This is a genomic window from Methanobrevibacter intestini, assembly GCF_047402955.1.
Classification (GTDB): domain Archaea; phylum Methanobacteriota; class Methanobacteria; order Methanobacteriales; family Methanobacteriaceae; genus Methanocatella; species Methanocatella intestini.
Genome location: NZ_CP187956.1, coordinates 1,476,395 through 1,491,124, shown reverse-complemented (window position 1 = coordinate 1,491,124; position 14,730 = coordinate 1,476,395). Strand labels below are relative to the sequence as shown.

At 30.7% G+C, this 14,730-nt stretch carries 15 protein-coding genes; 8 read left to right on the top strand and 7 right to left on the bottom strand.

The window, feature by feature from the left end:
* Nucleotides 1-343 precede the first annotated feature (343 nt).
* From ACMC9J_RS06890 to larE, 7 genes are all read left to right on the top strand, one after another.
* On the top strand, nt 344-1,060 hold the full coding sequence (locus tag ACMC9J_RS06890) for a hypothetical protein (protein WP_427003118.1): 717 nt from the start codon (nt 344-346) through the stop codon (nt 1,058-1,060).
* A gap of 265 nt (nt 1,061-1,325) precedes the next feature.
* Entirely contained in the window at nt 1,326-2,084 is a 759-nt protein-coding gene (locus tag ACMC9J_RS06885) for a hypothetical protein (RefSeq protein ID WP_427003117.1), read from the top strand.
* Between the two features lie 17 nt (nt 2,085-2,101).
* Nucleotides 2,102-2,329 (top strand): hypothetical protein, encoded by a 228-nt coding sequence (locus tag ACMC9J_RS06880; protein ID WP_427003116.1) that lies wholly within the window; start codon nt 2,102-2,104, stop codon nt 2,327-2,329.
* Nucleotides 2,330-2,381: 52 nt separating this feature from the next.
* Nucleotides 2,382-3,020, top strand: coding sequence for a site-2 protease family protein (locus tag ACMC9J_RS06875; protein WP_019266350.1), 639 nt, complete (start codon nt 2,382-2,384; stop codon nt 3,018-3,020).
* Between the two features lie 6 nt (nt 3,021-3,026).
* On the top strand, nt 3,027-4,226 hold the full coding sequence (locus ACMC9J_RS06870) for a YcaO-related McrA-glycine thioamidation protein (RefSeq protein ID WP_011953918.1): 1,200 nt from the start codon (nt 3,027-3,029) through the stop codon (nt 4,224-4,226).
* Between the two features lie 6 nt (nt 4,227-4,232).
* Nucleotides 4,233-4,886 carry a TfuA-related McrA-glycine thioamidation protein gene (locus ACMC9J_RS06865; protein ID WP_427003115.1) on the top strand — a complete coding sequence of 218 codons (654 nt, stop codon included), beginning with the start codon at nt 4,233-4,235 and terminating at the stop codon, nt 4,884-4,886.
* Entirely contained in the window at nt 4,883-5,893 is a 1,011-nt protein-coding gene (larE, locus tag ACMC9J_RS06860; RefSeq protein ID WP_019264359.1) for an ATP-dependent sacrificial sulfur transferase LarE, read from the top strand. Before ACMC9J_RS06865 ends, larE begins: the two co-directional genes overlap by 4 nt.
* Before the next feature lie 3 nt (nt 5,894-5,896).
* Here larE and ACMC9J_RS06855 read toward each other — a convergent pair whose 3' ends face one another.
* The 4 genes from ACMC9J_RS06855 to ACMC9J_RS06840 are packed head-to-tail and all read right to left on the bottom strand — an operon-like array spanning nt 5,897 to nt 8,890.
* Nucleotides 5,897-6,361, bottom strand: coding sequence for a hypothetical protein (locus tag ACMC9J_RS06855; protein ID WP_427003114.1), 465 nt, complete (start codon nt 6,359-6,361; stop codon nt 5,897-5,899).
* Nucleotides 6,362-6,372: 11 nt separating this feature from the next.
* Nucleotides 6,373-7,212, bottom strand: a complete 840-nt coding sequence (locus ACMC9J_RS06850; protein WP_295872031.1) for a CBS domain-containing protein — start codon at nt 7,210-7,212, stop codon at nt 6,373-6,375.
* 55 nt (nt 7,213-7,267) lie between these two features.
* Complete coding sequence (locus tag ACMC9J_RS06845) at nt 7,268-7,693, bottom strand: universal stress protein (protein ID WP_019264362.1); 426 nt, start codon at nt 7,691-7,693, stop codon at nt 7,268-7,270.
* A 39-nt stretch (nt 7,694-7,732) separates the two neighbouring features.
* Nucleotides 7,733-8,890 (bottom strand): amidohydrolase family protein, encoded by a 1,158-nt coding sequence (locus tag ACMC9J_RS06840; protein ID WP_427003113.1) that lies wholly within the window; start codon nt 8,888-8,890, stop codon nt 7,733-7,735.
* 84 nt (nt 8,891-8,974) lie between these two features.
* Between ACMC9J_RS06840 and ACMC9J_RS06835 the strand changes: the two genes are divergently transcribed.
* Entirely contained in the window at nt 8,975-9,691 is a 717-nt protein-coding gene (locus ACMC9J_RS06835) for a zinc ribbon domain-containing protein (protein WP_019267668.1), read from the top strand.
* Nucleotides 9,692-9,693: 2 nt separating this feature from the next.
* On the opposite strand, the gene carB is transcribed toward ACMC9J_RS06835, so the two are convergent.
* The 3 genes from carB to ACMC9J_RS06820 form a co-directional block, all read right to left on the bottom strand.
* The gene (gene carB / locus ACMC9J_RS06830; RefSeq protein ID WP_427003112.1) at nt 9,694-12,870 is read right to left on the bottom strand and encodes a carbamoyl-phosphate synthase large subunit; all 3,177 of its coding nucleotides are present in this window, start codon (nt 12,868-12,870) and stop codon (nt 9,694-9,696) included.
* A 39-nt stretch (nt 12,871-12,909) separates the two neighbouring features.
* Nucleotides 12,910-13,992, bottom strand: a complete 1,083-nt coding sequence (carA, locus tag ACMC9J_RS06825; protein WP_427003111.1) for a glutamine-hydrolyzing carbamoyl-phosphate synthase small subunit — start codon at nt 13,990-13,992, stop codon at nt 12,910-12,912.
* A gap of 72 nt (nt 13,993-14,064) precedes the next feature.
* A complete protein-coding gene (locus ACMC9J_RS06820) occupies nt 14,065-14,727 on the bottom strand; it encodes a class I SAM-dependent methyltransferase (protein WP_427003110.1) in 663 nt (220 codons plus the stop codon).
* Nucleotides 14,728-14,730: the final 3 nt, after the last annotated feature.

Sequence of the window (14,730 nt, the reverse complement as noted above, 5' to 3'; positions counted from 1 at the left end):
TAAACTCGTTGAAAATTTAGATAAAAATTATATATTTTTATTTAAAATTATTATATATAGTACATTATTTGAAAAAACTGAGAAAATAAATACTGGAATATTAATTGATGCACAAGCAGGATTTAACACAATACAGACCTGCATAATGAATGAAAAATGAGTTAAACTGTTCCAACAGTTATCGCAGTGCGTTTTGGTCTAATGGGTCTTGGTTTAAACTGTCTATCAACAGATACTCTCCGACATCCAACATGAAGGAATTTTAATAAAGCAGTGAAAAAAACTACTGCCAATTATTTATTTGAAATTGCAGAAGTTCCAGTTTATTAAGAAGGGTGTTAATATGAATAAATTTAATAAAATGTTAGATGACAATATGTTTTTTAGAAAATCATTTCTTAAAAAAGCAGCATTTTGGATGTATGCATTATTTTTTATGGCAATGCTCTTAATTTTTAAATGGCATTGGTTAACCGCATTCATGATAATATATATTTCATTAACCATTGGTCCAGTGTTATTTTTCTATTATCAAAGAGAAATTTACAAAAAACATGATTGGAAACAGTATATAACATTCTATCCAATAGAACGCTTTATGACTTTATGTTTTACTCCATCAACATTAGGAGTGTTTTTAATTGCATATTTATGTTGTTTCAATAAAATAAATGCATTTGTTTTAGCAATTATCTTTGTTTTACCTATGCTGGGAATCGGCTTAAGACCAAATTGTTTCAATGACAAAAGCAGAAATAACAACTCATTAGGTTATAGGCCATTTATCTATCTTGGATTAAGTATGTTACTATGTTATATTGGTTTTCCACAAGTAATTTTCGAACACAATGTTATTAATCAAACAATATTATGTGCAATAACCTGTTTGGGATTTTTAGCTTTAATTTTCCCAGATAAAGGAAGTAATTTATTAAGATTTAATAATAAAACCGAAAAAGGATTCTTATTATATATTATACTAATATTTATTGTATTTTTCATTGTGTTCCATTTTACAAATTCAGGATTTTACTTAAAAATTTATTTAAACACATGGTGAATTAATATGAACAAAAATTTTAAAAATTACATTACAATAGGAGTGCCATTTGTAATTTTTGTAGTGCATAGCTTTTTAAACACTTATCTATGGATTATTTTTTCAATAATTGGATTAATAATAACTTATGCTTATTACAAGCAATCAAAAGAAAACAAATACTTAAAATATGCTATGAGATTATACATGCTAAATTTTGTTTTTATAATCCTCAGATTACTAATCAGGTATTTAATGACTTAAAATAACGATAGAGGAATAAATAATGACAAATCTATTTAATTTATTCAAATTAGATCCTAATAGAAAGTATTTTCCAAAAAAAGAAGATATTAAAAAAAGAGCAATCAAAAGTTATGGAATAATCCTATTTTTAGCCATAGCTACATCTAGTATCACATGGTTAGGATTTTTCGGTTTTCTTTTTTTTGTATTTGGAACATGTGGAGTATGGATTGTGGAGTATTATGGTGATGAATTAGATGAAAAATATGGATTGTACAACTTCACTAATTTCAGAGGATTTTCTCTCCAAATTTTCTCATTCATGCTTCTAGGAGCATCAACCACCTCTTTATCTGTGCTTATGATATGTTTGTGTGCTGGAGTAAATATTATAAAATCAATTTTATTAGCAATAATATTTGCACTGCCTTTTTTAGGAATAGGGCTTAAATTTAAAACATTTAACGATTCCAGTTTAGAAGAAAATGGAGAAATTGTTTATGATGCAGGCTACGAACCTAACTACTATTGGCCAATATTATCTATCTGCTGCTATTTAGGATACACACAATGCCTCTACGAAACATCCCCAATAAACATAATAGGACTACTAATATCCACAACAGCATGCTTCATATGGCTAATATACCCAAACAAAATCAACAAATATCTGCCATTTGAAAACAGGACCAAAAAAGGAGAAGCAATATATTTAGCAATAGCATTAATCATATTCTTCATATTACTTTATCAATTTACTACAATCCCATTTACAGAACTTACAGGAATTACTAATTAAAAAAGGAGAATTAAAAAATGAATGCAAAACAAACAATAGCTATTATTATTCCAATAGCTATTTTCATTATTAAAAAATATATCAGTCTTTATATAACTATTCCAGTTTTAATAACAGGATGTATCATAACATATTATTTATACGCAAAATCTGATGAAGATAAATACTTAAGAGGTGCTCTTTCACTGTACGGGTTAAATTTCTTCTTTATCATACTTGGTATTATGCTATATTATATGCTATAAAAAGCAATTTACTGAAAAAATTTTTATATATAAAATTAGATATGTAAAAACCATGTTTAAATTTACAAGCAATGAAGTGAGGGACTTGATAATTTCATTTTTCGTTATCTCACTTTCTTTTTCAATATTGTATACAGGTAGAGATTTCTCTGCAATGTACTTTATATTACCTATTGTAATGGTAGGTGTAGGTTTAGGATTTATTCTTCATGAACTTGGACATAAATTCAGTGCAATGCATTTTGGTTACTGGTCTGAATATCAGCTCTGGCCAGTTGGTTTGATTATTGCTTTAGCCAGTTCCTTTTGCGGAATTGTATTTGCAGCTCCAGGAGCAGTTTATACTTATGCAAATTTCTTAGATGACAGAACCAATGGTATAATATCTATAGCTGGACCTGTAGTTAATATAGTACTTGCTATTATATTCCTATTAATAGCTGCTGCAGTTTATCCAATGGCATTTTTCAGTCAAACAATGCAAATCATATTCCTTGTCTGTTCACTTGGATTTACTATTAACAGCTATTTAGCTACATTTAACTTGATTCCTATTTGGAATTTAGACGGCAGTAAAGTACTCAGATGGAATGGATTAATCTGGATTGTTACAATTGCTATTTCAGGAATTATGACTTATCTTTCTATGACCGTAGGTGTTGAAGGTATAATAAAGATTTTAATAGGATAATGGACAATGGAAAATCAAGAAATAACATTTTTTAAAGGGACACACAGGGTAATACCTCCTTCAAAAACAATCGAAAACAATGAAAGCAAAACAAAAATAGCTGGTATAACTCGTATAACTGAAATAACCCATTTGGACAGAATTGGAATTCCTGTTTTTTCAGCTATCAGACCTACTGCCCAGGATGGTGGAATAAGCATATATGGAGGTAAAGGAATTACTCCAGACCATGCTAAAGCTTCAGCTATGATGGAAGGTTTTGAGAGATACTCTGCTGAAAAGCAGGAAAGTGATGAAACTTTTATTGCAACTTTAAATGAAATAGACGGAAATTATATTGATCCTATTTCTCTAAATTTACCGAAAGATTTCAGCAAAGATTTGCTTGACACAATGAATTTGGAATGGAGCATGTCAAGAGATCTGATTTCTGGAGAAGATTACTATATTCCATCTAATGCTATATACCACCCTTATGTTCCTGAAAATAATGTTCAGGGTTTATTTAAAGGAAATACCAATGGATTAGCTTCCGGAAATATTTTAGAAGAAGCTATTTTACACGGGATTTTCGAAGTTATTGAAAGAGATGCATGGAGTATTTTTGAACTTACCCATAAAAATTCAAAACAGATTGACCTTGAAAGTATTGACAGTGACAGTATTAATCAAATTCTTAATAAATACAAAGAAAATGGAATTAACATTAAGCTAATGGATTTAACTGCAGATGTGGGCGTTCCTACAATAGCTTCATCTGCAGACGATACTGTTTTAAAAGATGCTGGATTATTGTCTTTAGGTATTGGAACTCATCTCAATCCCGAAATAGCTGTTTTACGTGCCCTTACTGAAGTAGCACAAAGCAGAGCAACACAAATTCAGGGTGCTCGTGAAGATACTGTAAGAGCTGATTTTGCACGTAAAGCTGGTTATGAGCGTATGAAAAGAATCAATAGCCAATATTTTGAAGACGAAGAAAATAAAATATCTTTTAGTGATATTGAAGATAAAAGCACCAATTCCATAAATCAGGACATTGAAATTGTTAAAGATGAATTAGCAAAAAACGGATTAGATAAAATATTATATGCTGATTTAACACGTCCGGAACTTGGAGTAAGTGTAGTTCGTGTTGTGATTCCTACAATGGAACTCTATTCCCTAGACAATACCCGTGCCGGAGACCGCTGTTTAAAATTTTAGATTCATATGGTTAAAATAATAATTTATACTGGTTTATCACTTTCATTTGATGAAGCAAAAGAAATATTGGATAATCACGGAGATGTTGAAGTTATTTATAAAAAACCTATCAAACGTGGAGATCTTGGATTGGCCATTAAAGAACATCCTGACATTATTGGAATAATTGACGGTGTTTTTCATCAGAATTCTGCAGTTGCCCATAGAGAAATCCTAAAAGCAATTGATGAAGGAATAACTGTTGTTGGATCCTCCAGTATGGGTGCCCTAAGAGCTTCAGAACTGGATACTTTAGGTATGAAAGGAATCGGTTATGTTTATGAACAGTATGCAACTGGAAAAGTAACTTCTGATGATGATGTTGCAGTTATGCTTGACAGTGAAACTTTAGAGCAGTTATCTGAACCTTTAATCAATATGGAATATACATTTACAAAAGCCGTAAAAGAAAATATCATTACTGAAGATGAAAAGAATGAATTGCTTTCCATTGCCAAATCCACATTCTATCCAAAAAGAAATTATGCACAAACATTAAACAGTTCAAAATTAGATGATGATACAAAGGATCGATTAGTTACCTTTATTCGTTTTTGCGAGGATATTAAAAAAGAGGATGCAAAATCTTTAATAAGGTATATAACACATGTGATAGAATGAATCTGGATGAAAAAGTTGAAAAAGTAAAAAACACACTTAAAAATCGTAAAGTTGCAATAGCTTTTTCCGGAGGTGCAGACAGTACATTACTTGCATATCTTGCATCTGAAGTTAGTGATGACCCAATAGCTATAACTATTGATAATCACATATTTCCTACAGGTTTTATCAAACACTGTAAAAAAACAGCTAAAGAATTTGGAATCAGACATCAGATTATTGATTTGAATTTCTACGAACATGAAAATTTACTGGCCAATAAATCAGACAGATGTTTTGTATGCAGAGATTTAATGTATGGGAATATTAAAAAGTATGCTGAAAAAAACGGTTATGAATCTGTTTTAGACGGAAATAATATAAGCGATCTGGTTTTGGATAGACCAGGAATACTAATTACATATAAAAACAATATTGAAAGTCCTTTTATTTATGCCAAATTAACTTCTAAAGAGATTCATGAATACTTAAACAGACACAGTATTCCATTTTCAAGATCAACTACCTGTCTTGGAACCCGACTGCCTACCAACACCAGAATGACCAGAGAAAATATTAAACAGATCAGTGACAGTGAAGATTACATCTATAAAAAAACAGAGTGTGAAATCGTCAAAGTTCGAAATAATAATGGGCTTGCCCTATGTGAAGTTGACAATTTAAATAAAATATCAAATGAAAATACATTAAAAGAAATAAATGCTAAATTAAAATCAATAGGTTTTAAAAAAGTAGCTTTAAATTTATCAAAAATTGATGATGATGAAAGCATTGCTGTTGACTATTCGGAAGGCAGTTTCGAATACCAGCTTCCATATACAATAAATATTGAAAATACAAAAAATCAGCTAAAAGATAAAGTAATTTCAAGCGATTCTAAAAAAATAGCTGTCAAAAATCAGATAATCTATGAAAACGGATTAATTAAAGGTAATAACTTCCAGTCAGAAGAAGAATGTTTAAATAAGTTTATGGAATTATTGCCAGATATAAGAAGAAATGTATAAAACTTATTTGTTTTTCATTTCTTCATATTTTTTTAAAACAATATCAGGCGTTTCTATATTTTTATCAAAACTTTCAGCGAATGTGTAAGTTTTTTCTTCAGGATTATCAGTGTTTCTAAAGCCCTGAAGAACTAATTGTTTTCCGTCAATTTTAAAGCCAACACCATCAGCTTCAACTTCAATTAAATTAATCTCTATTTCAGATGCATCTTCAAGTTTTGCATCTGCTTTAATTTCATATTTTAAATTTAAGTTTTTATGAGGCATTAGCTCATTAATAGTTCTTTTTATAACAGATTCAAAAAGTTCTAAAAATTTTACAACAGGCGGGAAATCATTAGCCCAATAATAAGCAAGTACTGAATTTAAGACAATTTCATGTTCAATATAATCATCTTTAAGTCTTGCTCTAACACCAACAGAATTCCCATCTACAATTTTTATTACTAAAACTGGATTAAGAGCCATATACACCACACTTAATCCACTAAAGCTTTAATTAAATCACTAGCTCTTACAAGACCAATTAAATCTCCTTCTACACCAATAACTGGAATTTGTTCAATATTTAATGTTTTCATTTTTTTAGCACAATCAGATGCTTTAGTTTTGGAATTAACTACTTCCACTTTATGTGTACCGACATCTTCAACAAGTTTGTCAGTGAATTTTAAACAATTTTTTTCAATATATAAAACAGAAGTACTGTCCCAAGACCATTTATCTCCTTCAGTTCCCACTGTAGAGCTGTGTTCACTACGTTCTGAAATAATTTCTGATTCTTCAATAAAATCAGTTTCAGTTAAAATACCTACCAATTTAGCAGAATCATTTAAAGCTAAAACAGATTTAAGACCAAATTGTTTCATGGTTTCAAATGCAACATTTAATGGAGTTTTATACCAGGTTGTTGGAACTGTAGTAATCATAAAATTCTCAACAGGATCGTCACTTTCAAGTTTAATTAATGCATTAGCTACTAAATCAAATGAAGTGATAATACCTACCAAATCACCATTATCATCAACAACAGGAACTCTTCTAACATTATTATCAATCATTTTTTTAGCTACATCCGCAACATCATCATCAGGACTTGCAGTAACTAAATCAGTACTCATTAAAATAGCTATTTGTTCTTCATCAGGATTAACAATTAAGTCTGAACGAGTTATTAAGCCTACTAATTGTTTAGTGTCACCTTTAACAACAGGAAGAACCGCTTTATCTTCTTTCCTCATTAAGTCTAAAACTTTCTCACGGTTTCCAGGAACTGAAACACTAACAACATTTTTAGACATGGCTCTTTTTACTAACATGATTAAACACCTTAAAATAGTTTATTAAAAATATAAAAAAGGAAATGTTGAAAAATTAGTGGATAACCAATACTGCACATTTAGCAGCATTAACTACTTTTTCAGCAACACTACCCATTATAAATCTGTCAAATCCGGATTTACCAGAACTACCAATAACAATTAAATCAATGTCCTCTTCTTTAGCTACTTCCAAGATAGTTTTAGCTGGTGAACCTTCCTTAATAATTCCATGGAATGTTACACCGGAAGTTTCATCCATTTCTTCAAATTCTTTTATATTATCTTCAGAACGTTGCCTAAGTAATTGGTTTAATTGATATACCTCATCATCTAATGGAAGCCCATTAACAAAATTATTTTCAGTGACACTAAGTGCATAAATATCAGCACCAGTAGTTTTAGCTAAAAATAATGCATGTTTTTCAGCTTTTTGAGCAAATTCTGACCCATCAGTTGGGACTAATATTTTTTTGTACATGTTTCCATCTCCCAAAGTAATTTGACTTTATGTTTTATATCAAACATTTTTAATATGAATATCTCTGTTCATAATATATAATATATTTTTCGTTTCACAACGATTTATAATATTCAAATAAGGATTTTTTGAATATTTTTTAGAAATAAATAAATTTGCATCTTGATTAACATCAATAATCGGCTTTTCAATATATCGATTAATCTCAAAATTGCAGATGTTAGTTGTTGCCGTTTTCAATAAATCCTTAGGATTCAAGTAATTCCTGTAATAAACAGACATTATTTTCAAGCTAAATTCCAGTTCCCTAAGCAAATTTGGTGAATTCAACATCAGATTGTCACTACCTAACAGAGGTTTAATTCCTTTAGAAAATATTTCATTTAAAGGAACCACACCAACATTTAAAGTGGCATTAGCTCTTGGACAAACTACAACATTTGAATTCTTAATTAATTCCAAATCATTATTTCTCGGATTTGTACAATGAACCAACTGATTAAAACCGGCATCTACTCCCCGTTGGATTTCTGTTTTATTGAAATCTCTTAAAGAATCATCCTGAAGATGCATGGATTCAGCTACATGGATTGAAGATATTTTACCTGCTTTTCTGCATCTGGATACTATCAAACTAGCTACTTCATCACTAATTTCACCAAATCCACTTAATGCAATTCCATCAGCTAATTTTAAAAGTTTACGAATAGCTATTTTAACCTTTCTCAAATCAGGATCATCACCATAGAAACTATCATCACGTCCAAGGATAATTGGAGTTACAGGCAAATCTTCAGAAGCCTTTCTTAAAAGCTCAACACCTTTAATTCCCCCTTCTCTGTAATCAATGAAATGAGTCGTTCCTGATTCAAACATATCCCTCATTGACTTTTTCATAGCTTCAATTATTTCCCCATCTTCAGCATTAGCTAATGCCTTATGTTTAACACCCTCTGGAGGTTTAACCATTTCTCCCAATGACAATCCATAACCTTCATCTTTAATTATGGAATCTCCAATATGAGTATGGCCATTTAAGAAAGTCGGACAAATAATTGAATCTGCAGCATCTATAATTTTACCTTCACAGACATCTTTAGCAATTTCTATGATTTTACCATCATCAATAACAATATTTTCACGAACTGGAGTCAAATCTTGTCCTTTTAATACAATTCCATCTTTAATTGTCAACATTAAAAAAAAGTTTTCTAATTTGTTTTATATATACATTACTTATTGAATGGAAACTTTTATAAAAATACAATAAGATATATTACTTTGGCAAAGGGCTATATTTTAATTAATATAAATACAACCTCAATTAACTTCAAAAAAGAAATTAGAACACTTTTTATACCTCCCAAAATATGGCCTTTATGCCTTTCTTTAAGCATAATAGGAATGATTACTATTAACTCACAAGAAATAAGATATTTTTACAGAAATATTATAAAATCTGGAAATGTATATAGAATAAAATATAATAACAAAGACTATGGTGAGTTTAAAAAGTTATCTGATGCTTTATATGAAAGAGATGCTCTTTTTTACTGTAATTTTGATTATGATTTGCTTGTTGAATCAGATTTGGAAAATAAATACGAAAATATGAAATTACCTCCATTTCCTGAAAAAAGACCAAAAGGCAGGATAAAAGGAAGCAAAATAAATAAAGAGGAAAGAGAAGGTAAAATTCATTTTGACCATAAAAAACGGGAATTTTTTGTACAGAAAGGAAAAACTGTTTTTGGATACTATAAAAGTATGACTGAAGCTTACTACTATAAAAAAAAGCTGATGGATAATAACTGGGATATGAATGCTTTAAAAACAAAGATCACATTAAGAATAGATATTAATAAAAAATTAGATTTGAATAAAGAATATCCTGTTAAATTAAATTACTGTCCCAAATGTAGGCGTAAATTAAAAAATAAAGAAAAAGAATGTCCATATTGTGGAATAGACATTAAAGATTATTTATATAATAATTAATCTTATTCCCCATCAATATGTTCATTCAAAGATTTTACATTAATTTCATTATTTTGAACAGCTTCAATAGCATTTAAAGCAGCCCTAGCTCCTGACAATGTTGTAACATAAGGTATACCAAGTTCAATAGCTAAACGTCTGATTATATATCCGTCTTTAGCTGACTGTTTACCTTCTGAAGTATTAATAATTAAATTAATTTCTTTGTTTAAAATTGCATCCCTGATGTTTGGAGATCCCTGAGATACTTTTTTAATTTTTTCAATATCAACACCTTTTGCAGCATCAGCAGTTCCATTAGTTGCTACAAGTTCAAAACCTAAATTAGCTGCTTTTTCAGCAATTGGGCGTATTTTCTTTTTGTCCTGTTCTTTTACACTAATGAAAATTTTACCTTCTTTCGGTAAATCCATACCTGCAGCAAGCTGGGATTTGTAAAATGCCATTCCGAAGTTTTCATCTATACCAATACTTTCACCAGTAGATTTCATTTCAGGTCCAAGTACAGTATCGGATTCCGGAAGTTTTAAGAATGGGAAAACAGATTCTTTTACAGCAACATGGTCAATTTTTATTTCTTTAGTTAAATTAAAGTCTTTTAATTTAGCTCCAGTCATAATCCAAGTAGCTACTTTAGCCAATGGCACTCCAATAGCTTTACTTACAAATGGAACTGTTCTACTTGCACGAGGATTAGCTTCAATAATATAAACCATTTCTTCATCAAGTTTAACTGCATACTGAATATTCATTAAACCTTTAACATCCAATTCTAAAGCTAATTTAGTACTGTATTCACGAATAGTGTTAAGAATGTGTTCAGGAATAGTTTGAGGCGGAATTACACAAGCAGAATCTCCAGAGTGAACACCGGCCTCTTCAATATGTTCCATAATTCCAGCTATAAATACTTCTTCACCGTCACATAATACATCTACATCTAACTCAATAGCATCTTCTAAAAATTTGTCCACTAAAATAGGATGTTCCGGTGAAACTTTTACAGCTTCCTTCATATATTCTTCAAGCTCATTATTGTCATAAACAATTTCCATAGCCCTTCCACCAATAACATATGACGGACGTACTAAAACAGGGAATGTAATCCTTTCTGCAATTTCTTTTGCTTCTTCGAAAGAATTGGCTGTTCCATATGGTGCCTGATGAATATGTAATTTATTTAAAAGCTGTGCAAATAATTCTCTGTCTTCAACACCATCAATACTTTCATATGGTGTTCCCAATATTTTAACACCTGCATTAGCTAATGGCACTGCTAAATTAATAGAAGTCTGACCACCAAACTGAACAATAACTCCGTCAGGTTTTTCCTGATCTATAATTCCCATTACATCTTCAAAAGTAATTGGTTCAAAGAAGAGTTTATCAGAAATATCATAATCAGTACTTACAGTTTCAGGGTTGTTGTTAATTAAAATAGTTTCAATTCCTTCCTCTTTTAGAGCAAGTGAAGAATGAACACAACAGTAATCAAATTCAATACCCTGACCTATCCTAATAGGTCCTGCACCTAAAATAACGATTTTCTTTTTATTGGATGATTTGAGTTCGTTACCTGAATCATATGTACTGTAATAATATGGAGTTTTAGCTTCAAATTCAGCAGCACATGTATCAACCATTTTATAGGACTGTTTTATATTGAATCTGTTAAGCAGGTTTCTAATGTATTCTTCAGTCTGATTAGATAGAGTAGCTAATCTTTTGTTTGAACATCCCATCTGTTTAGCTTTTCTCAGGAAGTCTGTATCATTTAATTTTTCTTCAGTAACTTCATTTTCAAAATTAACAATGTTTCTGATTTTGTATAAGAAGAATTTGTCGATGTTGGTTAATTTTTGAATCTTATCCAAATCCATTCCGTCTTTAATAGCTGAATATAACTGGAATAATCGCTCATCAGTAGGATTAGCCAGATTATCTTCAGTGTATTCAACATATTCAAACCCGTCATGACCCATATCAAGTGATCTGATAGCTTTTTGGATTGCTTCTTCAAATGTTCTACCGATTGCCATTACTTCACCAGTAGCTTTCATTTGAACTCCTATTTCACGGTTGATTCCTCTGAATTTATCAAATGGCCATCTTGGGATTTTTACAACTACATAATCAATAGCCGGTTCAAAGGAAGCGGGAGTTTCTTTAGTAATATCATTTTTGATTTCATCTAAAGTCATTCCCAAAGCTATTTTAGAAGAAATTTTAGCTATTGGATAACCTGTTGCTTTAGATGCAAGTGCACTACTTCTACTTACCCTTGGATTTACTTCAATTACCTTGTATTCTCCGGTTTCCGGATTAACTGCAAATTGAATATTACATCCTCCCTGAATACCTAAAGCTCTGATAATTTTAATGGAAGCATCCCTTAATGCCTGTGAATCCCTATCATTTAAATTTTGAGCAGGAGCTACAACAACACTTTCACCAGTATGAATTCCCATAGGATCTATGTTTTCCATATTACATACAATAATACAAGTATCCTCTTTATCTCTCATTACTTCATATTCAAATTCTTTCCAACCTAAAACAGATTCGTCAATAAGAACCTGATTGATGAAACTCATATCCAATCCGTGAGTAGCTATTTCAATTAATTCTTCTTCATTGTAAGCTACCCCACCACCGGTTCCTCCAAGTGTAAATGCAGGCCTTACAATTACTGGATAACCAATGTCTTTTACTGCTTCTATAGCTTCTTCAACACTTTCTACAGCATGGCATTTTGGAATAGGTTCATTGAGTTTATCCATAAAATGACCAAACAAATCACGATCTTCTACATCCTTGATTGTCTGAATATCAGAACCTAAAACTTTAATTCCTTCAAGTAAACCTAAATCTCCAAGTCCTGTAGCAATATTTAATCCTGTTTGTCCACCCATAGTTGGTAAAATTGCATCGACTTTTTCTTTTTTAATAATTTCTGAGACAATTTCAGGAGTTAATGGTTCGGTATAAACAGTATCTGCCATATCCATATCAGTTTGAATAGTAGCAGGATTACTGTTAACAAGGACAGTTTCAATTCCCTCTTCTCTTAGTGATTTACATGCTTGTGAACCAGAATAATCAAATTCTGCTGCTTGACCAATTTGAATAGGCCCAGAACCGATTATTAATACTTTTTTAATATCCTTATCAATAGGCATTTTGTAATCCTCATTAATTTTTATTATAAAATGGTAATCTTAATATTCATCCATCATCTGACTAAATTTATCAAAAACATATCTTGTATCATTTGGACCAGGTCCTGCTTCAGGATGGTACTGAATACAGTGAACAGGCAATTCCTTATGTGAAAAACCTTCAGGAGTTCCATCATTAAGATTTACTTGAGTTAAAACTAAGTCAGTCTCATTAATAGACTCTTTATCAATAGTAAATCCGTGATTTTGAGAAGTGATATATACTTTGCCAGTACGCAAATCTTTTACTGGCTGATTTGCTCCTCTGTGTCCAAATTTCATTTTGTAAGACTTAGCTCCAAAAGATTTAGCTACTAACTGCTGACCCATACAAATTCCAAAAATAGGCAATCTTTCAGATAATTTTTGAACTGTGCTGATAGTTTCATATACTCTATCCGGATTTCCAGGTCCAGAAGTAATCATCAGACCGTCAGGAGAGTAATCCAAAATAGTTTTATAATCAGTATCATATGGGAACAAAACAACTCCGATTCCACGTTCCAAAAAGTTGTTTATAATATTCTTCTTAACACCGCAGTCAATTAAAGCTACTTTTTTGTTGGCATCCTCATTAAAAACTTTAATTTCTTTAGTAGATACCTGCGGCACAACATCAATATCAACAATACTTGGCTGAGCACGTGCAAGTTCTATCAATTCGTCATCAGGAATGTCTTCAGTTGAAATAGCTGCTTTCATTGAACCTTCTTCACGAATTTTAAGAGTTAAATCACGTGTGTCGATTCCACTAATTCCAGGAGTTTCAAATTCATTTAAAAAATCATCTAAAGTTTTTTGTGGTGAAAAATTAGAAACTTCTCTGCAAACTTCCCTTACAACAAAACCTTCAGCTTGAATTTTATCTGACTGATACCATTCTTCACTTACCCCATAATTTCCCTCTAAAGGATAAGTAGACATTAATATTTCTCCTTTAAAAGAAGGATCAGTTAAAGATTCAGTATAACCAACCATACCAGTTGAAAAAACAAGTTCCCCTACCTTAGTAGTTTCATAACCGAAACCATCACCTTTTAAAACTGTACCATCTTCCAAAGCTAATTTAGCCATTTTTACCATTAAATCACCATTGTAAAAAAATAATAATCATCTATCTTTAATAATTATGATTTTTATATATTATTAAATTTATCATTTTTTAGCCCAAAATACTGCAAAAACATAATATTTATACGGAATTCCAATATAATTAAATCCTGCATTTTTCAAACATTCCACTTGAAAATCCACAGAGCTGGGTTTATCATAAGTTCTTCTAATTTTAGCTTCTTCATAAGCTTTCTCACTAATTTCATCAGTATGTTCATCAAGTTTTAATTTAAAATAATCTTCAACGCCCTTATTAGGATTTAAAACCTGATCGGCATTGACAAAGTTTCCGCCATCATTTAATAAATCTGCATACTTTTCAATTAAAAATTTCTTTTTTTCTCCAGTTAAATGATGAATAGAAAGAGAAGATATAACTATATCAAATTTCGTGTCAAATTCATGAGTCAGATAATTATCACATATAAATGAAATATTATCATTTCCTTCAAATCTTTTTTCAGCTTCTTTCAGCATTTCCCCAGCCAAATCAATAAGAACAATTTCTGCATTGGGATATTTTTCAAGTAAAAATTGGGACAAAATACCTGTTCCTGCACCTAAATCTAAAACTTTCGGATTGTCTTTTTTAAAATCAATACAATCAATAGCTACTCCATAGAAATCATCGAAACATGGTATTAAAGCTCTCCTTTCACTATCATATTCTTTAGCTTTTTGGTTAAATTTATTCACAACAGACATGTT

Excerpts from the sequence above, each read along its gene's own strand:
- ACMC9J_RS06890 (WP_427003118.1), top strand. The coding sequence starts at position 344 with ATGAATAAATTTAATAAAATGTTAGATGACAATATGTTTTTTAGAAAA.
- ACMC9J_RS06885 (WP_427003117.1), top strand. The coding sequence starts at position 1,326 with ATGACAAATCTATTTAATTTATTCAAATTAGATCCTAATAGAAAGTAT.
- ACMC9J_RS06880 (WP_427003116.1), top strand. The coding sequence starts at position 2,102 with ATGAATGCAAAACAAACAATAGCTATTATTATTCCAATAGCTATTTTC.
- ACMC9J_RS06875 (WP_019266350.1), top strand. The coding sequence starts at position 2,382 with ATGTTTAAATTTACAAGCAATGAAGTGAGGGACTTGATAATTTCATTT.
- ACMC9J_RS06870 (WP_011953918.1), top strand. The coding sequence starts at position 3,027 with ATGGAAAATCAAGAAATAACATTTTTTAAAGGGACACACAGGGTAATA.
- ACMC9J_RS06865 (WP_427003115.1), top strand. The coding sequence starts at position 4,233 with ATGGTTAAAATAATAATTTATACTGGTTTATCACTTTCATTTGATGAA.
- larE (WP_019264359.1), top strand. The coding sequence starts at position 4,883 with ATGAATCTGGATGAAAAAGTTGAAAAAGTAAAAAACACACTTAAAAAT.
- ACMC9J_RS06855 (WP_427003114.1), bottom strand. The coding sequence starts at position 6,361 with ATGGCTCTTAATCCAGTTTTAGTAATAAAAATTGTAGATGGGAATTCT.
- ACMC9J_RS06850 (WP_295872031.1), bottom strand. The coding sequence starts at position 7,212 with ATGTTAGTAAAAAGAGCCATGTCTAAAAATGTTGTTAGTGTTTCAGTT.
- ACMC9J_RS06845 (WP_019264362.1), bottom strand. The coding sequence starts at position 7,693 with ATGTACAAAAAAATATTAGTCCCAACTGATGGGTCAGAATTTGCTCAA.
- ACMC9J_RS06840 (WP_427003113.1), bottom strand. The coding sequence starts at position 8,890 with ATGTTGACAATTAAAGATGGAATTGTATTAAAAGGACAAGATTTGACT.
- carB (WP_427003112.1), bottom strand. The coding sequence starts at position 12,870 with ATGCCTATTGATAAGGATATTAAAAAAGTATTAATAATCGGTTCTGGG.
- carA (WP_427003111.1), bottom strand. The coding sequence starts at position 13,992 with ATGGTAAAAATGGCTAAATTAGCTTTGGAAGATGGTACAGTTTTAAAA.
- ACMC9J_RS06820 (WP_427003110.1), bottom strand. The coding sequence starts at position 14,727 with ATGTCTGTTGTGAATAAATTTAACCAAAAAGCTAAAGAATATGATAGT.